The sequence below is a fragment of the Streptomyces sp. NPDC047028 genome, from assembly GCF_040644095.1.
GTDB lineage: Bacteria > Actinomycetota > Actinomycetes > Streptomycetales > Streptomycetaceae > Streptomyces.
In genome coordinates, this window is the sequence record NZ_JBEYVS010000013.1 from 91,802 (window position 1) to 114,602 (window position 22,801).

The following is a 22,801-nucleotide window of genomic DNA, read 5'->3' on the forward strand; positions in this document are numbered from 1 at the left end:
CCAAAGGGGGGAAGGATCCGGCGGCCACGGCCCCGCACCTCCCGGCCCGACCCGGTACCCTCCCGGCCCCACCCCGAACGTTCAGAAGGTGTCGAACCATGACAGTCGCCATCGACCGCGCGACCGGCAAGCGCCGCGGTGACCGCGCGCCTCGGCCCGGGCTGGGGCAGCGCATCAGGAACGGCTACCAGAAACACTGGTACGCCTACGCGATGATCGCCCCGGTGGTCGTCGTCCTCGCTGTCATCGTCGGATACCCGCTGGTCCGCGGCGTGTACCTGACTTTCACCGACGCCAACAGCCTCAACTCGGCGCGCACCATCGGCGTCAACCACATCGCCGCCACGTACAAGTTCATCGGCCTGGACAACTACAAGGACATCCTGTTCGGCCCGCTGTCGTACGACCGGTTCTGGTCGCACTTCCTGTGGACCGTCGTCTGGACGGCCTGCTGTGTGTTCCTGCACTACACGATCGGCCTCGGCCTCGCGCTGATGCTCAAGGAGAAGCTGCGCGGCCGCACCTTCTACCGGCTGCTGCTCGTCCTGCCCTGGGCCGTGCCCACCTTCGTCACCGTGTTCTCCTGGCGGATCATGCTCGCCGACTCGGGCGTGATCAACCAGGTCCTGCACGCGGTGCACCTGCCCCAGCCGCAGTGGCTGGAGGACACCTTCTGGCAGCGGTTCGCCGCGATCATGGTGAACACCTGGTGCGGTGTGCCGTTCATGATGCTCTCCCTGCTCGGCGGCCTGCAGTCGATCGACTCCACGCTCTACGAGGCGGCGGAGATGGACGGCGCCAGCGCCTGGCAGCAGTTCCGGCACGTCACCCTGCCGGGCCTGCGCTCGGTCAGCTCCACCGTCGTGCTGCTCGGCATCATCTGGACCTTCAACCAGTTCGCCATCATCTTCCTGCTGTTCGGTCCGACCGGCGCCCCCGACGCGCAGATCCTCGTCACCTGGGCCTACTACCTGGGCTTCGGACAGCAGCCACGCGACTTCGCCCAGTCCGCCGCCTACGGCGTGCTGCTGCTGTCGATCGTGATCGTCTTCACCTCCTTCTACTTCCGCTGGCTGAAGCGCAATGACCAGCTCGCCGTCTGACGCCGCAGGAGCCGCCGCCATGAGCACCACGACCCTGGACACGACCGAGACCGCGCCGGCCCCGGCCCCCGCGGCCCCGCGGCGCACCCGCCGGCGCGGCGAGCGCGGCCCGGTGGCCACCCTCCTCCTGCACGGCGGCCTCATCGTCGCGAGCGTCATCGCGCTCGCCCCGGTGGCCTGGCTGATCTTCCTCTCCCTCGGCCCGGACAAGGACGACTACCTGCACCCGGGCAAGATCCTCGGCAAGATCAGCTTCTCCAACTACAGCTACGTGCTGGAGCACACCGCGTTCTTCGACTGGTTCAAGTCGACGATGATCGTGGCCCTCGGCACCACCGTGATCGGCGTCTTCGTCGCCGCCACCACCGGCTACGCCGTCTCCCGCATGCGTTTCCCCGGCTACAAGTCGCTGATGTGGGTGCTCCTGCTCACCCAGGCGTTCCCGATCGCCATCCTGATCGTGCCGATGTACGAGATCTTCAGCGAACTCGGCCTCATCGACACCTACTGGGCGCTGATCGTCATCAACTGCACCACCGCCGTGCCGTACAGCGCCTGGCTGCTCAAGGGGTACTTCGACACCATCCCCTTCGAGATCGACGAGGCCGGCCGGGTGGACGGGCTCAGCCCCTTCGGCACCTTCTTCCGGCTGATCCTGCCGCTGGCCCGCCCGGGCCTGGCCGTCGCCGCCTTCTACAACTTCATCACCGCCGTCGGCGAGGTCGCCTTCGCTACGACGTTCCTGCTGGACGACTCCAAGTACACGTTCGCCGTCGGCCTGCAGACCTTCGTCAGCGAGCACGACGCCCAGTGGAACTACATGGCCGCCACCGCCGTCCTCGTCGCGATACCGGTCTCGGTCTTCTTCTACCTCGTCCAGAAGAACCTCGTCACCGGCCTCACCGCGGGCGGCACCAAGGGCTGACGCCCCGGCCCCGTCAAGGACCGGCCCGGCCCGTCAAGGACCAGGCGGCCGCGGTGTCCATCCGACCCCGCCGGCACCGCGGCCGCCTCGCACCCCCGGCCCGCCCGCAGGCCCGACCGTCGCCCGTCGCCCCTCACCCATGACCCAGTCACGTACTCCGTTACGCATCAAGGACGCCATGAGCCAGCAGCACCCTGCCGCCCCGGCCCCCCACACCGCCGTAGCCACTGTCGCCGGACACCGCGACTGGTGGCGGGACGCGGTCATCTACCAGGTCTACCCGCGCAGTTTCGCCGACAGCAACGGCGACGGCATGGGCGACCTGGAGGGCGTACGCTCCCGTCTCCCGTACCTGCGCGACCTCGGCGTCGACGCCGTGTGGCTCAGCCCCTTCTACGCCTCCCCGCAGGCCGACGCCGGCTACGACGTCGCCGACTACCGTGCCGTCGACCCGATGTTCGGCAACCTCCTGGACGCCGACGCGCTGATCCGCGACGCCCACGACCACGGCCTGCGCGTCATCGTCGACCTGGTCCCCAACCACTCCTCCGACCAGCACGAGTGGTTCAAGCGCGCGCTCGCCGAGGGCCCGGGTTCTCCTCTCCGCGACCGCTACCACTTCCGCCCCGGCAAGGGCAGGAAGGGCGAACTCCCGCCCAACGACTGGGAGTCCATCTTCGGCGGCCCGGCCTGGACAAGGGTGGCCGACGGTGAGTGGTACCTGCACCTCTTCGCCCCCGAGCAGCCCGACTTCAACTGGGAGCACCCGGCGGTCGGCGACGAGTTCCGCTCGATCCTGCGCTTCTGGCTGGACATGGGCGTCGACGGCTTCCGCATCGACGTGGCCCACGGCCTGGTCAAGGCGGACGGCCTGCCCGACCTCGGCGACCACGACCAGCTGAAGCTGCTGGGCAACGATGTCATGCCGTTCTTCGACCAGGACGGCGTGCACGCGATCTACCGCCAGTGGCGCACGGTCCTCGACGAGTACGCGGGCGAGCGTGTTTTCGTGGCCGAGGCCTGGACCCCGACCGTCGAGCGCACCGCGAACTACGTCCGCCCCGACGAGCTGCACCAGGCGTTCAACTTCCAGTACCTGGGCACCGAATGGGACGCCGGGGAACTCCGCACGGTCATCGACCGCACCCTGGAGGCGATGCGTCCGGTCGGCGCCCCGGCCACCTGGGTGCTGTCCAACCACGACGTCACCCGGCACGCCACCCGCTTCGCCAACCCGCCCGGCCTCGGCACCCAGATCCGCACCGCCGGCGACCGCGAACTCGGCCTGCGCCGGGCCCGCGCGGCCACCCTCCTCATGCTCGCGCTGCCCGGTTCGGCCTACGTCTACCAGGGTGAGGAACTCGGTCTGCCGGACGTCGTCGACCTCCCCGACGAGGTCCGCCAGGACCCCGCGTACTTCCGGGGCGCCGGCCAGGACGGCTTCCGCGACGGCTGCCGGGTGCCCATCCCGTGGACCCGCGACGGCTCGTCGTACGGCTTCGGCGACGGAGGCAGCTGGCTCCCGCAGCCGGCCGACTGGGCCGAACTGAGCGTCCAGGCCCAGACCGGCACCCCGGGCTCCACCCTGGAGCTGTACCGCGCCGCCCTCGCGGCCCGCAAGCAGCACCCCGACCTCGGCGCCGGCGACCGCGTCGAATGGCTGCGCGCCCCCGAGGGCGTCCTCGCCTTCCGCCGCGGGGAGTTCGTCTGCGTGGCGAACACCACCGGCGAATCCGTGACCACCCCCGCCCACGGCCGCATCCTGCTCACCAGCGGCGAGGTCGCCGAGACGGACGGCGAGGCGAAACTCCCGGCGGACACCACCGTGTGGTGGACGACCGGGGACTGACGACCCGTCTGAAAGTTCTTGCAGCAACTTCACAACCGGCCCGCTGTCTTTCGGACAGCGGGCCTCTAGCATCTGCGTCACCGCAAGTTTGCCGCAAGATTGCAGCAAGCTCCTTCAACGGTGAAGGACTCCCCACATGGCACGCAGAAGCAGAACACGCAGAAGCAGAACCCTCCCCACGGTCATATCCCTCACGGCCGCCGCCGCGATCGGCCTGTATCCGACGTCCGCCGAGGCCTCCCCGCCCGGCACCAAGGACGTCACCGCCGTCCTCTTCGAGTGGAACTACGCCTCGGTGGCCCGCGAGTGCACCACCACCCTCGGCCCCGCCGGCTACGGCTACGTTCAGGTCTCACCGCCCGCCGAGCACATCCAGGGCTCGCAGTGGTGGACGTCGTACCAGCCGGTGTCGTACAAGATCGCGGGGCGCCTCGGCGACCGAACCTCCTTCCAGAACATGGTGAACACCTGCCACTCGGCAGGCGTGAAGGTCGTCGTCGACACCGTCGTCAACCACATGTCCGCGGGCAGCGGCACCGGCACCGGCGGCTCGTCGTACACGAAGTACGACTACCCGGGGTTGTACTCCATCTACGACTTCGACGACTGCACCGCCCAGGTCACCGACTACCAGGACCGCTGGAACGTCCAGCACTGCGAACTCGTCGGCCTGGCCGACCTGGACACCGGCGAGGAGTACGTCCGCAAGACCATCGCCGGGTACATGAACGACCTCCTCTCCCTCGGCGTCGACGGCTTCCGCATCGACGCCGCCAAGCACATCCCCGCCGAGGACCTGGCCAACATCAAGAGCCGCCTGACCAACCCGAACGCGTACTGGAAGCAGGAGGTCATCTACGGCGCGAACGAAGCCGTCCAGCCCTCCGAGTACACCGGCAACGGCGACGTCCAGGAGTTCCGGTACGCCTACGACCTCAAGCGGGTCTTCCAGAGCGAGAAGCTCGCCTACCTGAAGAACTACGGCGAGGGCTGGGGCTACCTGAGCAGCTCGGTCGCCGGCGTCTTCGTCGACAACCACGACACCGAGCGCAACGGCTCCACCCTGAACTACAAGAACGGCGCCGACTACACCCTGGCCAACGTCTTCATGCTGGCCTACCCCTACGGCGCCCCGGACATCAACTCCGGCTACGAGTGGTCGGACGCCGACGCGGGCCCGCCCGACGGCGGCCAGGTGAGTGCCTGCTGGCAGGACGGCTGGAAGTGCCAGCACAAATGGCCCGAGATCATCTCCATGGTCGGCTTCCGCAACGCCACCCGCGGCCAGTCCCTGACCGACTGGTGGGACGACGGCAACAACGCGATCGGCTTCGGCCGCGGCAGCAAGGGCTACGTCGCCATCAACCACGAGACGTCCGGCGTGACCCACACATACCAGACGTCCCTCCCCGCCGGCACCTACTGCAACGTGCAGAACAACACGACGGTGGCGGTGAACTCCAGCGGGCAGTTCACCGCCACCTTGGGCTCCAACACGGCCCTCGCGATCTACGCGGGCAAGCCGAGCTGCTGAGCCGGGCCTACTTCCAGGTGTCGCTCGTCGTGAACCCGGACGAACCGCCCGTCGTGTAGGAGCGGTTCGTGCCGGACTCCCAGGTGACGTTCCCGGAGGCGTCCTTTTTGACGTACTTGTATTCGAAGGACGTGCTCCTGGGGACGATGGCCAGGCGGCTCCAGGTCGGGTACGACGCGGCGGACAGGGGGATGGCGTCCGTGGGGTTCCATGAGCCGAGGGAGGGGAGGGAGCCGACGACGTAGACGCCGGTGCCGAGGCTCGTGGTCGCGGTCTCGTTGAAGGTGACGTCGGTGGCGTCGGTGCTCGCCAGGTTCCAGGAGTTGTCCAGGGTGAGCGCCGAGGTGGTCGTGGCCGTCGAGCGGTTGGCGTTGGACTCCCAGGTGACGTTTCCGGACGCGTCCTTCTTGATGTACTTGTACTCGAAGGACGTGTTCACCGGCACGCTCACCTCGCCCGACCAGACCGGGTAGCCGGTGGAGGACAGCTTGACCGCCTTGGACGTGTCCCAGCCGCCGAGCGCGGGGATGGAGCCTACGACGTAGACGTTCGTGCCGGACGACGTGGACGCGTACTCGTCGAAGGTCGCGCTCACCGTGTCACCGGAGCCGCCGCCCGTGCCGCCGCCCGTGCCCCCGCCCGTGTCGCCGCAGCCCACCGTGCAGGTGTAAGAGGAGTCGTAGAAGGCGACCGCTCCCTTCGCCGGGATGGTGAGCGAGGCGCTGCCGCCGGAGACGGTGACCTTGGTGGTGCCGCCGTCGACGACGTCGCTGTACGTGTCGTCGGCCATGCCGGTCGAGAAGGTGTAGGTCGCCGGCGAGGTGCCGTTGTTCAGCGCGAAGAAGCCCGCCCCGCTGCGGCCGAAGCCGATGACGGAGGAGGACTTGGTCTGCCAGTCGGACACGGCGGCCGTGTCGACGTGGTTGTGCCAGGCCACCATGCCGACGACGGCGGTGTCCCGGTCCAGGCAGTACCAGCTGCCCGAGCAGTCCGTGTCGGACACGAACCCGGCCGAGTTCGGCGGCGCCTCGTCGCTCTGCGTCCACTTCCAGCTGGCGTACACGGTCGGCGTCGACCACTTGTAGGCGAGCTGGAAGAGGTTGGCGAGCTTGTAGGTGTCGCCGTCCTTGTACGACATGTCCGTGCCGTTGCGCGAGGTGTCGTGGTTGGTCACGAAGGACACCGAGTTCGCGGCGGGCAGGATGCCGGACGAGGAGAGGGAGGCGAGGTCGCTGACGTTGCCCTGGAACGCGGACTTCATCCTGCTCGCGTAGGTGAAGTCCAGCACGTCACCGGTGCCGTAGTAGTCCGGGGGCTGTGGGGTGGCGCCCGGGTAGATCTCCTGGAAGACGTACGGTGCCGGGCCGGCCGTCGTGGCCGTGAGCTTGGACTCGATGGCCGAGAGGTCGGTCGCCGGGATGTGCTTGGCCGCGTCCACCCGGAAGCCGTCGACACCCAGGGCGAGCTGGGAGTTGAGGTAGCCGGCTATGCCCGTGCGGACGTGGTCGGAGCCCGTCTTCAGGTCCGGCATGCCGAGCAGTTCGCAGTTCTGCACCTGGGTCAGGTTGGAGTAGTCCTGGATGGTCAGGTCGGAGGTGGGGCACTGCGAGGAGTCGTGGTAGTCCGACCGGTCCCACTCGGGGGTGTCGTACTTGGTGCCGATGGTCGTGCCGTTGTAGCCGGTGCCGGTCTGCGCGGCCGTGTGGTTGATCACCGCGTCGGTGTAGACCTTCACGCCCGCCTGGTGGCAGGTGCTGATCATGGCGGCGAACTTCGCCTTCGAGCCGAAGCGGCTGTTCAGGTCGTAGGAGTAGGGCTGGTAGACGTCCCACCAGTAGTAGTTGGACTGCTTGAGGGACTCCTCCGGCGGGGCCACCTGCACCGCGCCGTAGCCGGCCGGGCCGAGGACGTCGGTGCACTCCTTGGCGACGGAGTCCCAGTTCCACTCCCAGAGGTTGGCGATGACATCGCCCTTGGCAGCCGTGTCGGCCTGCGCCGACGGGGCCGGCAGGGCGACCACGCCGGCGAGGGCCAGCGCGCCTGCGGCCAGGGCACCGGCCGTTCGGCGGACGAGATCCGGGGGGTGGTTTCCGGTCATGTGCGGCTCCGAAATGTGTGTGGGGATTCAACCGTCGGTGAGCGTGCGGCAGTTGGGACAAGGCGTCAAGGACTCCGGTGAAATTTCTTGCTGTGAGTTTCAAGCCTCTTGCTGTAAGCCTTTCGTCGGCGATACGGTCACGCGGGCGCCCGGCACCGCACACCGTGCCGCGCGTCGGGGTCGGACCCAACAAGCCGTATTCGCAAGGAGTCACCGCCTGTGATACCGAGATGGCCGGCGCCCGGAACGCGCCGTTCCCCACACCTGAGGCGGGCTGCGGCCGTCGCAGTCGTCTCCCTCGCCGCAGCGCTCGTCCAGCCGCTCGCGGCCCGCGCCGCCACCCCGCCGCCCGCGCCCCCCTCGGACGCGAGGCTCGCCGCGCAGCCCGCCCGGCACGACGACACGCGCGAGCAGTTCTACTTCGTCATGCCCGACCGGTTCGCCAACGGCGACAAGGCCAACGACCGGGGCGGCCTGACCGGCTCACGCATGAGCACCGGCTACGACCCCACCGACAAGGGCTTCTACCAGGGTGGTGACCTCAAGGGCCTGACCAAGCGGCTCGACTACATCAAGGGCCTCGGCACCACCGCCATCTGGATGGCGCCGATCTTCAAGAACCGGCCCGTGCAGGGCACCGGGGCCAACGCCTCGGCCGGCTACCACGGCTACTGGATCACCGACTTCACCCAGGTCGACCCGCACTTCGGCACCAACCATGACCTCAAGACCCTCGTCTCCAAGGCGCACGCCAAGGGCATGAAGGTCTTCTTCGACGTCATCACCAACCACACCGCCGACGTCGTCGACTACCAGGGCACCTCGCAGGACTACCTGTCCAAGGGCGCGTTCCCGTACCTGACCAAGGACGGCAGGCCCTTCGACGACGCCGACTACGCCGACGGGACGAAGAAGTTCCCGGAGGTCGACTCCGGTTCCTTCCCGTACACCCCCGAGGTCACCAGCGCCGGCAAGGTCCCGGCCTGGCTGAACGACCCGACGATGTACCACAACCGGGGCGACTCCACCTTCGCCGGCGAGTCCGCGACCTACGGCGATTTCTCCGGCCTGGACGACCTGTGGACCGAGCGTCCGGAGGTCGTGCACGGCATGGAGAAGATCTACGAGCGGTGGGTCAAGGACTTCGCCATCGACGGGTTCCGGATCGACACCGTGAAGAACGTCGACATGGACTTCTGGACCCAGTGGGCCACCGCGCTGGACACGTACGCCGCCCGGCACGGCCGCAAGCACTTCTTCATGTTCGGCGAGACGTACGACGCCAACACCTCGGTCACCTCGCCGTACGTCACCCAGGGCCGCCTCGACGCCACCCTGGACTTCCCCTTCCAGGACGCGGCCCGCGCCTACGCCTCCCAGGGCGGCAGCGCCGAGAAGCTCGCCTCGGTCTTCGGTGACGACTACAAGTACACGACCGACAAGGCCAACGCCTACGAGCAGGTCACCTTCCTCGGCAACCACGACATGGGACGCATCGGGTACTTCCTGAAGCAGGACAACCCGAAGGCGACGGACGCCCAGCTGCTCGCCAAGGACAGGCTCGCCAACGAGGTGATGTTCCTCAGCCGCGGCAACCCGGTCGTCTACTACGGCGACGAGCAGGGCTTCACCGGCTCCGGCGGCGACAAGGACGCCCGCCAGACCATGTTCGCCTCCAAGGTCGCCGACTACCTCGACGACGACGAGATCGGCACCGACCGCACCCACGCAAGCGACTCCTACGACCCGAGTGCCCCGCTCTACAAGGAGATCGCGGCCCTCTCCAAGCTCCGCAAGGCCAACCCGGCCCTGGAGGACGGGGTCCAGACCGAGCGGTACGCCGCCGACGGCGCCGGGATCTACGCCTTCACCCGGACGGACGCCAAGACCGGCCAGGAGTACGTCGTCGCCCTGAACAACGCCGACGACGCGAAGACCGCGACCTTCACCACCGGCTCCGCCGACATGCCGTACCGGGGGATCTACGGCACCGACGGCACCCTGAAGACCGACGGCGACCGCAAGCTCACCGTCACCGTCCCGGCCGGTACCGCCGTCGTCTACAAGGCCGACGGCACCCTCGCCGCCCCCACCACCGAGCCCATGGTCACCCTGAAGGCCCCCGCCGCCGGAGCCACCGGGACCGTCGAGGTGTCCGCCGACCCCGACGGCGGGCAGCTCAACAGGGTCGTCTTCGCCGCCCAGGTCGGCGACGCCCCCTGGAAGGTGCTCGGTTCCGCCGACCACGCCCCCTACAAGGTCACCCAGGCCCTCGGTGCGAAGGTGCCCGCCGGGACCGCCCTGCGTTACAAGGCCGTCGTCATCGACTCGGCCGGGCACACCGCGAGCGCCACGGCGAGCAGCACCACCGGCACCCCGCCCGCGCCCGAGGTCCCCACGGCCTCCTCCCGCGACTACGCGATCGTCCACTACAAGCGCACCGACGGCGACTACGCCGACTGGAACCTGTACGCCTGGGGCGACCTCGCCGACGGCGAGTCCACCACCTGGCCGGCCGGGCACCCGTTCACCGGACGGGACGCCTACGGCGCCTTCGCCTACGTCAAGCTCAAGCCGGGCGCCACGAACGTCGGGTTCCTCGTCGTCGACAAGGACGGGAACAAGGACGTCTCCGCCGACCGGAGCATCGACGTCACCAGGACGGGCGAGGTCTGGATCGAGCAGGGCAAGGCCGATGTCCTCACCCAGCGGCCCGACTACCCGGCCCAGGACACCACCAAGGCCGTCCTCCACTACCACCGCGCCGACGGGAACTACGACGGCTGGGGCCTGCACGTCTGGACGGGCGCCGCGAACCCCACCGACTGGTCGAAGCCGCTGATGCCGGTCAAGACTGATGCCTATGGCGCGGTCTACGAGGTGCCGCTCACCGAGGGTGCCACCAGCCTCAGCTACATCATCCACAAGGGCGACGACAAGGACCTGCCCACCGACCAGTCCCTGGACCTCAAGGCGGCGAACGGCCACGAGGTATGGCTGGTGAGCGGCCAGGACAAGCCCCTGCTGCCGCAGCCCGCGGGCAGCGCGGCCGCGCTCGACCTGACCACCTCCAAGGCGGTCTGGATCGACCGGAACACGGTCGCCTGGAACGGGGCCGACGGCGCCGCCTCCACCCAGCTGCTCTCCTCCCACGACGGTTCGATCACCGTCAAGGACGGGGCCCTGACCAGCGACGACGAGCGCTGGCTGCGACTGGAGAAGACCACCCTCACGGACGCGCAGAAGGCGAAGTTCCCCTACCTGAAGGACTACACCGCCTGGTCCGTCGACCCGCGCGACCGCGACCGGGTGCGCGAGGCCCTCAAGGGCCAGCTCGTCGCCTCCCAGCGTGCCGCGAACGGGGCGGTGCTGGCGGCGACCGGCGTGCAGATCGCAGGCGTGCTCGACGACCTGTACGCGGGCGCCACGAAGGCCCACCTCGGGCCGGTCTTCCACCACGGCAGGCCCACCCTGTCGGTGTGGGCGCCGACCGCCCAGTCCGTCCACCTCGACCTCGACGGCCGCAGCGTGCCCATGCACCGGAACGCGGCCACCGGCGTCTGGTCCGTCACCGGCCCCGCGTCCTGGAAGGGCAAGCCCTACCGGTACGTCGTGAGGGTGTGGGCGCCCAGCGTCCGCAAGATGGTCACCAACAAGGTCACCGACCCCTACTCGGTCGCCCTCACCGCGAACAGCGAGCGCAGCCTCGTCGCCGACCTCGACGACCGCTCCCTCGCCCCGAGCGGCTGGACCCACCTGCACAAGCCCAAGGCCGTACCGCTCAGGGACGCGCAGATCCAGGAGCTGCACATCCGGGACTTCTCCGTCGCCGACAAGACCGTCCCGGCGGGGGAGCAGGGCACCTACCTGGCCTTCACCGACAAGAACAGCGACGGCTCGAAGCACCTGCGGGCGCTGGCCAAGGCCGGTACCTCCTACGTGCACCTGCTGCCCGCGTTCGACATCGCCACCATCCCCGAGAAGAAGGCCGACCAGGCCGGCCCCGACTGCGACCTCGCCTCCTACGCGCCCGACTCCGAGCAGCAGCAGGCGTGCGTGGCGAAGACCGCCGCGAAGGACGCCTACAACTGGGGCTACGACCCCTACCACTACACGGTCCCCGAGGGCTCGTACGCCACGAACCCCGACGGCACCGCCCGTACCGTCCAGTTCCGCAGGATGGTGCAGTCCCTCAACCAGGACGGCCTGCGGGTCGTGATGGACGTCGTCTACAACCACACGGCGGCCGCCGGCCAGGCCGACACCTCCGTCCTCGACCAGGTCGTGCCCGGCTACTACCAGCGGCTCCTCGCCGACGGCTCGGTCGCCAACAGCACCTGCTGCGCCAACACCGCGCCCGAGAACGCGATGATGGGCAAGCTGGTCGTCGACTCGATCGTCACCTGGGCCAAGGAGTACAAGGTCGACGGCTTCCGCTTCGACCTCATGGGCCACCACCCGAAGGCCAACATCCTCGCGGTCAGGAAGGCCCTGGACGCGCTGACGCCGGAGAAGGACGGCGTCGACGGCAAGAAGATCATCCTGTACGGCGAGGGCTGGAACTTCGGGGAGGTCGCGAACGACGCCCGGTTCGTGCAGGCCACGCAGCAGAACATGGCCGGTACCGGCATCGCCACCTTCTCCGACCGGGCCCGGGACGCGGTGCGCGGCGGCAGCCCCTTCGACTCCGACCCCGGCGTCCAGGGCTTCGCCTCCGGCCTCTACACCGACCCCAACTCCTCCACGGCCAACGGCACCGAGGCCGAGCAGAAGGCCCGGCTGCTGCACTACCAGGACCTGATCAAGGTCGGCCTGACCGGCAACCTGGCCAAGTACCACTTCACCGACAGCGACGGCAAGGAGGTCACCGGCGCCGAGATCGACTACAACGGGCAGCCCGCCGGGTACGCGGACGCCCCCGGCGACGCCCTCGCCTATGTGGACGCCCACGACAACGAGTCGCTGTTCGACGCGCTGACGTACAAGCTCCCGAAGGACACCTCCGCCGCCGACCGGGCCCGGATGCAGGTCCTGGCGATGGCCACGGCGTCCCTCTCGCAGGGCCCGTCCCTCTCCCAGGCCGGCACCGACCTGCTGCGCTCCAAGTCGCTGGACCGCAACTCCTTCGACAGCGGCGACTGGTTCAACGCCATTCACTGGAACTGCGCCGACGGCAACGGCTTCGGGCGCGGGCTGCCCATGGCCGCCGACAACCAGTCCAAGTGGCCGTACGCCAAGCCGCTGCTGACCGGCGTCAAGGTCGGCTGCCCGCAGATCACCGGGGCCTCCGCCGCCTACCGGGACCTGCTGAAGATCCGTACGACCGAGAAGGCGTTCTCCCTCGGCACGGCGGCCCAGGTGCAGGACCGGCTCGCGTTCCCGCTGTCCGGGAAGGACGAGACGCCCGGGGTCATCACCATGACACTCGGTGAACTGGTCGTCGTCTTCAACGCCACGCCCGAGAAGCAGGACCAGCGGATCCCGGCCCTGGCCGGTGTCCCCTACCGGCTGCACCCGGTGCAGGCGTCCGGCGCCGACCCGGTGGTGAGGACCGCCGTCTACACGGCCGGTCCGGGCACGTTCACGGTTCCGGCCCGCACCGTGGCGGTGTTCGTCCGGACAGCCAAGTAGTTCAGGGCGCCAGGGAGATGAGCCGGCCGACCAGCTCCGCGAAGGGGCCGTCGGCCGGCTCGTCCTTGACCATGGTGCGCAGCAGCAGCGCCATCTCGTCGTCCTGGGCGGCGCTGACGGCGACCAGCGCGGCGAGGTCGTGGACGAGCTGAAGCTCCAGTTCGGCGCGGGGCACGCGCCGGCCGTCCAGCCAGATCAGGGCCGTCGACTCGACGAGTGAGATCCACGAGCGCAGCACCAGGTCCAGCCGCGGGGGCGCCTCGGTGACGTCCAGGTGCGCAAGGATCTGGCCATAGGCGGCCTGCCGCACGGAGTCGATGAGCGCGTTCGTGGCCGACGAACCGACCGCCGGGCCGCCGCGCATCAGGGCCGCGAAACCGGGCCCGTGCCCCTCCACGAAGTCGAAGAAGCGGCGCATCACCCGCAGCAGCCGGGCACCGAGGGAGCCCTCGTGCGGCTCGGCGAACCGGCCCGCGAGATCCTCCGCGGCACGCTTCAACGCGGCCTCGTACAGGCTGAGTTTGCCGGGGAAGTAGTGGTAGACCAGCGGGCGTGAGATGCCCGCCGCCGACGCTATCTCGTCGATGGAGACGTCGTCGGGGGAGCGCTGGCTGAACAGTTCGAGGGCGACCCCGATCAACTGCTGCCGCCGCTCCTCCACACCCATCCTGCGGCGAACCCCGGTACTCATGCGAACACCTTACCGATCGAAACCGGCCGTGAACGGCACGGTTCCGTCCTGGCGTTGACACGTTCCGTCACATGTCGAGCACGAGCCGCTCACCTCGGGCCCGTGAGACACAGATCAGCATCGAATCGCCACGCTCCGCATCCGTCAGCAGCTCGTCCCGGTGGTCCACCTCACCCTCCAGCACCCGCTGTTGGCAGGTCCCGCAGAACCCCTGCTCGCAGGAGTACGCGGTGTCGGGCAGCTCCCGTCGTACGGCCGCCAGCACGGTCGATCCGGCGGCCACCGCCACCGTCCGCCCGCTGCGCCGCAGTTCCACCTCGAACTCCGTGTTCCCGTCGGCCGACGTGCGCGGCGCGAACCGCTCCAGGTGCAGCGTGGCCCCCGTCGGCAGCCGCTCCTCCACCGCCGCCATCAGCCCCTCCGGGCCGCAGCAGTACACGGCGGTCCCGGCGGCCAGGCCGGCGAACAGCGCGTCCAGGTCCGGGCGCCCGTCCTCGTCCTCGGCGACCAGCGTGAGCCGGTCGCCGGCGAGCTCCCGTACCTCTTCGAGATACGGCATCGAGGCCCGGGTCCGGCCGCCGTACAGCAGCCGCCACTCGGTGCCGTCCGGCAGGGCGCGCAACATGGGCAGCACGGGAGTGATGCCGATGCCGCCGGCGACGAAGACGTACGACTCCGCCTCGACCAGGGGGAAACGATTCCTCGGCCCGCGGACCTCCAGCTCCATGCCCTCGGCGAGCTGCTCGTGCACCTCCCGCGAGCCGCCCCGCCCGTCCGCCACCAGCCGGGTGGCCACCGTGTACGAGGAGCCGTCCTCGGGGTCCCCGCACAGCGAGTACTGCCGCACCATCCCCGACGGCAGCACCAGGTCCAGGTGCGCGCCGGGCTCCCAGCCGGGCAGACGCGCACCCTCCAGGCGCAGTTGTACGACGCCGTCGGCGATCGTCTCGCGCGCGGTGAGCACGAGCCGCAGCGCACGGGAGCGGGGCCGGCCGGAGACCGGCGGGTCCAGGGCGGGCAGTGGCCACAGCGGGGACGCCTTGACGCGGCGGCGCAGGGCCCGCCGGGTGAGCACGGCGGCCCCCGCGACGAGGACGAGGGTCAGCGGCCTCGGCGCCATCACGCCACCGCCTTGTCCGCGGCCAGGGCGGCGGGGGAGGAGGCCAGATAGGCGACCGCCTGCGCGGTGGAGCACTCCTGGGAGGGGTGGTAACCGCGGCTCAGGTAGCGCGGGATGGACTTCAGCATGGCGCCGGTGGTGGGCAGCGTGCCCCGTCGGCCGCTCTGCCGGAACTCCTTGAACGACGCCTTCCCGTCGACGAGGCTCGGGTCGTTCTCCATGAAGAAACGGGCCCCGCGCTGCCACAGGAACACCAGCGCGGAGAAGGCGAGCGCCCAGGTCCGCACCCGGCGCCGGTAGCCGCCGTCGACGTGCATGAACAGGTCGAACGCGACCGAGCGGTGCTCGACCTCCTCGGCGCCGTGCCAGCGCAGCAGGTCCAGCATGGTCGGATCGGCACCGCGCCGGTCCAGCGCGGCGGCGTTGAGCACCCAGTCGCCGAGGAAGGCGGTGTAGTGCTCGATGGCCGCGATCAGCGCGACCCGCTCCAGCAGCCACCAGTGGCGCGGCCCGCCCGGCGGCAGCGTGCGGTCGCCGAGCAGCTTCTCGAAGAACCAGTCGACCTGCGCGGTGTACGGCGTCGGATCGAGCCCCTGCTCCCTGAGGTGCGGCAGCACCTCGTCATGGGCCTGGGAGTGCATGGCTTCCTGCCCGATGAAGCCGACCACGTCCTCGCGCAGCCGGTCGTCCTTGATCAGCGGCAGCACCTGCTTGTACACGTGCACGAACCACCGCTCCCCGGCGGGCAGGAGCAGGTGCAGCACGTTGATGGTGTGCGTGGTGAAGGGGTCACCCGGCACCCAGTGCAGGGGGGTGCCCTCCCAGGCGAACGACACGTTGCGCGCCTTGAGCGCGTTCCGCTCGTCCTCCCCGGACCGGGCCTGCGTGTTAGACATGGCGTCAATGTACTGACGAGTATGCCTCCAGGGAACCCCTCTACGGTGCCTTATTGACGCCGGTGTCAACTAGCGTACTGAAGGGGCGCGGGGAACTGCGCGACAAGCCCCCACCGGCCTGAGGTCGAACAACTTGCCGCGGAACGCTAATGCAGGCCACTGACAGACTGACCGTCGGTCAACCGCCCCTTCAACTCCGCCCGAGCCCCCTGCTGAGCCTTCACCGAGAGCAGCGCCCCCTGGCCGGAGGCCGTCACCCCACCCGACGTGGAGATGGACGCCATGTCCTGGTCCCCGGCCGCCAGCAAATACCACGAACCGGTCCCCGACTTCCACAGCACCCCGGCCAGCACATGCGGATCACGCGGACCGCACGCCGCCACGTCCGTGCCCTTGGCCGTGACCGCCCCGACGGGTCCGCCCGGCGTGCGGAACTGGGCCAGCGCGACCGCCCCGGCGGCCCGCCAGGTGTCGGCCCGCGTGCACACCCACGTGCCCGTGCCGCCCGCCTCCGGCAACGGCTGCTCCGCGTACGCCCAGGCGTTCACGCTCCGCACGCCCGCCGAGCGTTCCGCGGCCAGGGAGCAGGCGAACGGCGCCCACGCCTGGAGCCCCTCCCTGCTGGTCGCCTCGCCGGTCGCGCCCGGCCGGCCCGCCGTGAGGTGGGCCGGCACCAGCTCGCCGAGGTCCGTGGCGAGCCGGGTGCCGGTGGCGTCGGTCAGCTCCAGCACCGTCCAGGACGTGCAGGTGCCGGGTTGCAGAGCGGGACTGGCCAGGGGGGAGGTGACCCCGTCGGTGAGGCTGAGGGCGGTCGCCGCGGCGTCCGGCTTCATCAGGTCCCGCTTGGCCACCTTGGTCACCCACGGGGCCGTCAGATACCGCACGTTGCCGTCGGTGCGGCCCAGGACCAGCACGCTCGCCTCCGCGGTGCTCGCCCCGTCGACCCGGGCGAAGTCCAGGGCTGCGCCCGCCGTGCCGTCCGTCTGCTCGGCGTACCGCGCGATGCGCAGACCGTCGTACAGGAGCACCACGCGCGCGTTGTCGACGACGCCCGCGTAGAGCAGCTGGGGCGGGCCGGCCGGGCCGCCCGTCTGGGTGCCCGGGGTCGCCGAGACACGGACCGTGTCACCGGGCCGGGCCCACACCGCCAGCGCCCGGCGCAGCAGGGCCGTGTCGCCGGTGAGCTTGCCGCGCGCGGGCCACACGGAGAAGTCGGTGCGCGCCGCCGACTCCCAGGCGGCCGGCGCCACCCGGACCAGTTTGCCCGGGTCCAGGGCGGCCTCGGCGGCGGGGTTCTGGGCGTACAAGGGCGCGGCCGCGCCGTCCGGGCCCCAGCCGCCGCCCGGCAGGGCGACCAGCGCGCCGCACACCGCGAGCGCCGCCGCGGCGGCGAGCACCGCCTTGGTGTGCTGGCGGCGCCGCATCAGGTCGGTGGGCCGGGCCTGCAGCGAGCAGGGGTCGAACTCGGGGGAGGTGAGCAGGTCGTACTGCTCGGGTACCTCGCCGGCCGCGGCGAGCGCCCCGCCCGCGTCGGCGACCCCGGCGGCCTTGAGGACCTTGCGGGTGTCGGAGTCGGACAGCTTCTCCAGTCCGCGCAGCACATATGCGGCCCGCGCCGGTCCCGACAGGGTGGAGAGCGCCTGGTCCAGGGCGAGTTCCTCGGCGCCGCCGGAGCGCGGGAACAGCTTCAGGCCCCACACCTGCGGCAGCAGCGGCGGCAGCGCGGCGCGCCGCCATCCCTTGCGCGAGCGGGCCGCCTCCAGCGCCGAACGCACCACCTGGAGGCGCACGAACGCATACCCCGGGTCGCCGTCCCGGGCGGAGGCCTGGGCCGGGATCACGGACGCCTGCTTGCGCCCCCGGGGCAGCGCCCGCTGGGCCAGGGCGTGTGCGGTCAGCACCCGGCGGCCGCGGCCCAGGCCCGGTGGCAGCACCAGGTAGGCGAGCCGGACCAGCCGTGGGTAGTGCTCGACGAGCGCGGCCTCGGCCTGCTCGACATCGACGACCGGGCCGGAACCGGCGGGGGCGGGTGCCTGACGCTGGGCTACATCCTGTGACTGCACGTCCGGCAAAACGAGCGAGTCGTTGGTTGGTCACCGCCACGCGGGTGAGCCACACCCGACTCATGTCTCCCTCATACCCGGCGCACACCCCGCGCGCTGCGGGCGGGTGCCCGGTTCAGGCCTCCGGGTCGACCAGCGCGCGGGCGTAGTTCGCCATCGAGCGCCGGTAGCGCGGCAGATGCGGGGCCAGGGCGCCGAGCACCAGCGACAGGCCTTCGCGGTCGCGGCCCAGGCTGGACAGGCACAGGGCGAGACAGGCGCGCACCGCGTCGTCCAACTCGTCCGAGGGCGCGTCCAGTTCCGGGGTGAGCAGCTTGACGCCCTCCTCCGCCTGCCCGATGTTCCGCAGCGAGCTGGACAGCTGGATCTTCGCACGCCGGCTCTGATAGCCGTCGAGTCCGCCCGCCAGCGCCTCCCGGTACAGCGGCGCCGCCTGGTCGGAGTGCCCCGTGGAGTCCCAGGCGCAGGCCCGCTCGAAGGGGCCGAGCGGGCTGTCGGCGGGCAGTTCGGCGACGAGGCCGTCGACGAGGGCGCGGAACTCGGCCGCACGCTCCTCGGGATACTCGCCGTCCTCGAAGGCGGCCCAGGCGGCGGCCACGCGGTCTTCCCAGTCCTTGTTCACCGGGCCACCCTCGCACACCCGTGCGGCCACCATTCGGGAAATTGAGCGGAGTGCGTGCGGGAGCCGTATCCGAAGGCGCTGAGGCATGCTTGCTCCCCAGGACCGGAGGAACAGATGAGGGTGACAAGGGCGCTGCTCGCCGCCACGGGTGCCGCCGTGGCCGTACTCGCGCTGGCCGGGTGCGGAGCCGGGGGATCCGGGGGGACGGCGGCCCAGAAGGTGCCGGCGACCGCCACCGGCAGCCTGGAGAGCCTGGCCGCCGAGGTGAAGTGCAAGCCGAACATGCAGACCGACGCGGACGAGATCCGCCAGGCGATCTGCAAGAACGGCGACGGCAAGTTCATCCTCGCCACCTTCGCCACCGACCGCGGTCTGCGCGAGTGGATCAACGACGCGAAGGACTACGGCGGCTTCTACCTTGTAGGCCGCAAGTGGGTGGTCGTCGGCGACGACGGCGTCGTCAAGGCGTTGCGCGGCACGCTCGGCGGGGACCTGGAGGTGGGTACGAACCACGCCGGCCACCACGCCCACGGCGGCTGACGACCAGCGGGCGCACGGCGAAGGCCGGTGGCGGAGGGAGGGGTTCCGTCACCGGCCTTCCACGTGACCCGGGCCGTGTCCGGCGGGGTTCAGCGGGTCACGCGCAGTTCCTCCCGTGGTTGATGCAGTACGCGATCCTGTTGGCCAGACCGCCGGTCGTGACGCTGACGAAGTCGTCGTGGTCGGTGATCGGCTTGTGCAGCTGCTCCGGGAAGCTGTCCAGCGCGTACGTGTTCTGCAGCTGGCCGTTCTGGATGCTCGGCGGCTGCAGGGCGTACACCAGGCGCATGGTCAGCTGGGGTATCGCCTTGAACCCGTTCTGGCAGTTGCCGCGCGCGTCGGCGAACACCACGTGGGTGCGGTGGTTGGCGCTGTCGATGTTCTTGCCGTCCCAGCAGTTGGGGAAGGCGAAGGAGCGGACCACGTCGCTGCCCTGCGGGCAGATCGGGTACTTGTCCGTCAGCTGCACCTTGTTCTCGAAGCCGGTGCAGCTCCAGTGCGCGTTGGCGTTGGCCGGTCCGTTGGTGAAGGACTTGGCGTCACCGGTGATGATGCGCAGGAACTGCGGCATCGGGACGACCTTGCCGGTCGGGCTGCCGACGTACTTGATCTCGGCCTGTTTGGCCGTCACGATCTGGCCGGCGTTCCCTTCCTTGCCGCCGCCGTCCTGGTTCTGGTCAGCCTCCTGCCTGCCGTTCTGCAGGCGGATCACCGGCCAGAAGTACGCGGACAGGTCGTTCTTGTTCTGGCAGCTGCTGCCACCTGCGAGGAACGTCTGGTTGCTGGAGAACGCGTTGACCTTCTGGTTGCCGACGTAGTCGTGCACGTGGTGGGCGCCGTTGGTGACGCCGGGCGCCGCGATCACGTTGTCGGAGTTGTGGTTCTTGTTCGCGTTCACCCCGCAGCGGGTGATGAAGGAGCCGGTCGAGGCGCCCCACCGCTTGCGCGGCTTGGCCTGGACGTTCGGCTGGACCTTCGTGATGTCGACGAAGTCCGCCGCGACGGGACCGTTGCCGCCCTGCCCGCCGATGTTCCCCTGCTGGCCGCCGTTCTGCTGGCCGCCCTGCTGCTGGCCGCCGTTCTGCTGGCCGCCGTTCTGCTGGTCACCGCCTTGCTGGTTCCCGCCGTCCTGCTGCTGGCCGCCGTTGGTCTGCTGGGCCGTCGTGCCGGTGCAGGAGGCGAGCTGGTCCAGGCTCTGAGGGGCGTTGCCGCCGACCCGGTTGATCTCCAGCTGGATCCGGTCGATGATCGCCTGCCGTCGATCCTTCAGCGGCCCGAGGATGGTGTTCTGGACGAAACTCGCGTCCTGGGCCTGCGCCCGCCGCGTGGTCGACAGCCGCTGGTAGGCCTCGGTGATCTGGCGGTCGAGCGTGGACAGTTCCCCGGCGACCTCGGTGCGGGCCTGGTTCGGCACGTCCGTCAGCTTCTGGCCGACGTCCGGACAGGAGATCGTCACCACCTGGGCCGGCGCGGCCTTGGTCTGGTTGCCTCCCCACGCGCCGTTGTCCGACTCGTGCGCGGAGGCGTAGAAGTTCGCCCAGATCAGCCCGCCCCCACCGAGCGCCAGTGCCGCCGAGGCGGCTATGGCCTTGGTCGCCAGCGGCGTACGACGTTTTCTTGTGTTGCGTCCCATGGAACTCCTCTGACTTCCTTGCGGGGCAGCATCGAGGTGCCCGACAGGAGTGAAGCGGCTCCCATGGATACGGACGCGGCACCACGGGTGTTCACCCGTCCCAGGGATTCAACGCCCGCACATGCCGCACAGCACCCCTCAAACCTCCTTTGACCAGGGCGGGTTGGGGTCAGAAGTCATCGGTCCCGGTTGAGGTGCGCGAGGACGGCCAGGACGCGGCGATTGTCGTCGTCCGACACCTCGAGTCCCAGTTTGCCGAAGATGTTGGAGGTGTGTTTCGCGATGGCCCGTTCCGTCACCACCAGCTGGGCGGCGATCGCCGCGTTCGACCTGCCCTGCGCCATCAGCTCCAGCACCTCCAGCTCGCGCGGCGTGAGCCGGCCGAGCGGCCGGTCGTCGGCCGACCGCCGGGACAGCAGCTGCTGGATCACCTGCGGGTCCATCGCCGTCCCGCCCGCCGCCACCCGCCGTACGGCGTCCACGAACTGCTCGGCGTCGAACACCCGGTCCTTGAGCAGATAGCCGATCCCGCCGGTGCCGTCGGCGAGCAACTCCCGTGCGTACAGCTGCTCCACGTGCTGGGAGAGGACCAGGACGGGCAGCCCCGGCCGGTCCCGGCGGGCCTTGAGCGCGCACTGCAGGCCCTCGTCGGTGTGCGTGGGCGGCAGCCGCACGTCGACCACGGCGACGTCCGGCTCCAACTCCTCCAGCGCACGGGCGAGTTCAGGGCCGGACTCGACGGCGGCGGCGATCTCGAAGTCGTAGGCCTCCAGCATCCGGACCAGTCCGTCGCGCAGCAGGAACAGGTCCTCCGCTAGGACAACACGCACGGGATCTCCAGGGTCACCAGGGTGGGACCGCCGGCGGGGCTGCTGACGGCCAGGACGCCGTCGAATGTACCCAGGCGCCGTTCGACCCCGGCCAGGCCCGAGCCGGCGCCGACCGTCGCGCCGCCCTTGCCGTTGTCGGTGACGGTGACGCGCAGCATCCCCTCGGCATGGTGCAGGTCGACCCAGATCCGGTCGGCTCCCGAGTGTTTGACCGCGTTGGTGAGCACCTCGCTGACGGCGAAGTAGGCGGCGGACTCCACGGGCGCGTCCGCCCGTCCGGCCAGGTCGACGTTCACCTCGGCGGGCAGCGGCAGCCGCAGCGCCAGTGCCCGTACGGCGTCGCCGACCCCGCGTTCGGCGAGCACCGGCGGGTGGATGCCGCGGACCAGGTCGCGCAGTTCGGCGAGGGCGTCCACCGAGGACTGGCGGGTCCGGGCGAGGAGCTGCCTGGCCTTCTCCGGGTCCTTGTCGAGGAGCATCTCGATGGTGCCCAGGTCCATGCCCATCGCGACCAGGCGGGCCTGCGCGCCGTCGTGCAGATCGCGCTCGATGCGGCGCAGTTCGGCCGCGGAGGTGTCGACGGCGTCCCGGCGGGTCTCGGTGAGCACCCGCACGCGCTCGGCCAACTCGCCCTGGCTGGGGCCGAGAATGCTCGCGGTGAGCCGGAAGTGGGCGGTCAGCAGGCGCGGGGCGTACGGCGTGAGCAGGAGGAGCGCGGCGGCCAGGGCGCCGGCGCCGAGCGCGGAGGTCTGGTCGGTGACGTGCACGAAGCCGTACCAGTAGCCGCCGTACGAGGACAGCGGCCGCCACAGCCCGGCCGCGACGGCGAACCCCTCCAGGGGGTAGAACAGCAGGACGGCGGGCAGCAGCGCGGTGACGAACCCGGCCGTGATGTCCACCGCCAGCCAGCGCAGGTCCCGCCAGGTCTGCGGATCGCCCAGCATCCCGGCGGTGCGCGCCCAGGGGTTGCCGCTCTCGGGAAGCGGCCGGTACACCGCGGGAATCCGCACGCCGCACCACTCGTCGGCGAGCCTGCGGCGAGTGTCCGCCAGCGTCCTGACACCGGTCAGGACCCACGGGGTGGTGACGAGCCCGAGGCCGATCGGGATCAGCCCGAGGGAGACAAGGGCGAGGACGAGGAACAGGGTCGAGAAGGGCAGCACCACCAAGGCCAGCACGAGCCCCCGTACGGCGGCCGGCAGCACCTCGCGGGCGCGTCCCCGGCCGCCGTATCTCTTCGTGTCGGTGTTCATGCGGCCAGTCTGG

General features: G+C 70.2%; 15 protein-coding genes. 6 read left to right on the forward strand and 9 right to left on the reverse strand.

Features of this window, described 5'->3' with window-relative positions; genetic code table 11:
- Positions 1–98: 98 nt before the first annotated feature.
- From ABZ854_RS14420 to ABZ854_RS14435, 4 genes are all read left to right on the forward strand, one after another.
- A complete protein-coding gene (locus tag ABZ854_RS14420) occupies positions 99–1,103 on the forward strand; it encodes a sugar ABC transporter permease (protein WP_129309490.1) in 1,005 nt (334 codons plus the stop codon).
- A gap of 19 nt (positions 1,104–1,122) precedes the next feature.
- Positions 1,123–2,028: an ABC transporter permease subunit gene (locus ABZ854_RS14425; RefSeq protein WP_361209430.1), complete on the forward strand. Its 906-nt coding sequence runs from the start codon at positions 1,123–1,125 to the stop codon at positions 2,026–2,028.
- A 178-nt stretch (positions 2,029–2,206) separates the two neighbouring features.
- Positions 2,207–3,877, forward strand: a complete 1,671-nt coding sequence (locus tag ABZ854_RS14430; protein WP_361209433.1) for a glycoside hydrolase family 13 protein — start codon at positions 2,207–2,209, stop codon at positions 3,875–3,877.
- A gap of 136 nt (positions 3,878–4,013) precedes the next feature.
- Positions 4,014–5,411 (forward strand): alpha-amylase family protein, encoded by a 1,398-nt coding sequence (locus tag ABZ854_RS14435; RefSeq protein ID WP_361209436.1) that lies wholly within the window; start codon positions 4,014–4,016, stop codon positions 5,409–5,411.
- Positions 5,412–5,418: 7 nt separating this feature from the next.
- Here the strand turns inward: ABZ854_RS14435 and ABZ854_RS14440 are convergent, their stop codons facing one another.
- Entirely contained in the window at positions 5,419–7,509 is a 2,091-nt protein-coding gene (locus ABZ854_RS14440; protein ID WP_361209439.1) for a carbohydrate-binding module family 20 domain-containing protein, read from the reverse strand.
- Between the two features lie 219 nt (positions 7,510–7,728).
- Here ABZ854_RS14440 and pulA point away from each other — a divergent pair, with 219 nt between their 5' ends.
- On the forward strand, positions 7,729–13,140 hold the full coding sequence (pulA, locus tag ABZ854_RS14445; RefSeq protein ID WP_361209442.1) for a pullulanase-type alpha-1,6-glucosidase: 5,412 nt from the start codon (positions 7,729–7,731) through the stop codon (positions 13,138–13,140).
- Position 13,141: 1 nt separating this feature from the next.
- On the opposite strand, the gene ABZ854_RS14450 is transcribed toward pulA, so the two are convergent.
- From ABZ854_RS14450 to ABZ854_RS14470, 5 genes are all read right to left on the reverse strand, one after another.
- Positions 13,142–13,831, reverse strand: a complete 690-nt coding sequence (locus ABZ854_RS14450) for a TetR/AcrR family transcriptional regulator (protein ID WP_361209445.1) — start codon at positions 13,829–13,831, stop codon at positions 13,142–13,144.
- 67 nt (positions 13,832–13,898) lie between these two features.
- Entirely contained in the window at positions 13,899–14,951 is a 1,053-nt protein-coding gene (locus ABZ854_RS14455) for a PDR/VanB family oxidoreductase (protein ID WP_361209448.1), read from the reverse strand.
- Positions 14,951–15,847, reverse strand: a complete 897-nt coding sequence (locus tag ABZ854_RS14460) for a metal-dependent hydrolase (RefSeq protein ID WP_361209451.1) — start codon at positions 15,845–15,847, stop codon at positions 14,951–14,953. The genes ABZ854_RS14455 and ABZ854_RS14460 overlap by 1 nt, the downstream gene beginning before the upstream one ends.
- 146 nt (positions 15,848–15,993) lie before the next feature.
- Positions 15,994–17,910: a hypothetical protein gene (locus tag ABZ854_RS14465; RefSeq protein WP_361209453.1), complete on the reverse strand. Its 1,917-nt coding sequence runs from the start codon at positions 17,908–17,910 to the stop codon at positions 15,994–15,996.
- A 115-nt stretch (positions 17,911–18,025) separates the two neighbouring features.
- Positions 18,026–18,565, reverse strand: coding sequence for a tetratricopeptide repeat protein (locus ABZ854_RS14470; protein ID WP_361209456.1), 540 nt, complete (start codon positions 18,563–18,565; stop codon positions 18,026–18,028).
- Between the two features lie 81 nt (positions 18,566–18,646).
- Between ABZ854_RS14470 and ABZ854_RS14475 the strand changes: the two genes are divergently transcribed.
- The gene (locus ABZ854_RS14475) at positions 18,647–19,072 is read left to right on the forward strand and encodes a hypothetical protein (RefSeq protein ID WP_361209459.1); all 426 of its coding nucleotides are present in this window, start codon (positions 18,647–18,649) and stop codon (positions 19,070–19,072) included.
- Positions 19,073–19,169: 97 nt separating this feature from the next.
- Here ABZ854_RS14475 and ABZ854_RS14480 read toward each other — a convergent pair whose 3' ends face one another.
- The 3 genes from ABZ854_RS14480 to ABZ854_RS14490 all read right to left on the reverse strand — a co-directional run bounded on the left by ABZ854_RS14480 (position 19,170) and on the right by ABZ854_RS14490 (position 22,788).
- Positions 19,170–20,705 carry a DUF1996 domain-containing protein gene (locus ABZ854_RS14480; protein WP_361209462.1) on the reverse strand — a complete coding sequence of 512 codons (1,536 nt, stop codon included), beginning with the start codon at positions 20,703–20,705 and terminating at the stop codon, positions 19,170–19,172.
- A 176-nt stretch (positions 20,706–20,881) separates the two neighbouring features.
- Positions 20,882–21,535, reverse strand: a complete 654-nt coding sequence (locus ABZ854_RS14485; RefSeq protein ID WP_361209465.1) for a response regulator transcription factor — start codon at positions 21,533–21,535, stop codon at positions 20,882–20,884.
- Entirely contained in the window at positions 21,520–22,788 is a 1,269-nt protein-coding gene (locus ABZ854_RS14490) for a sensor domain-containing protein (RefSeq protein WP_361209468.1), read from the reverse strand. The genes ABZ854_RS14485 and ABZ854_RS14490 overlap by 16 nt, the downstream gene beginning before the upstream one ends.
- Positions 22,789–22,801: the final 13 nt, after the last annotated feature.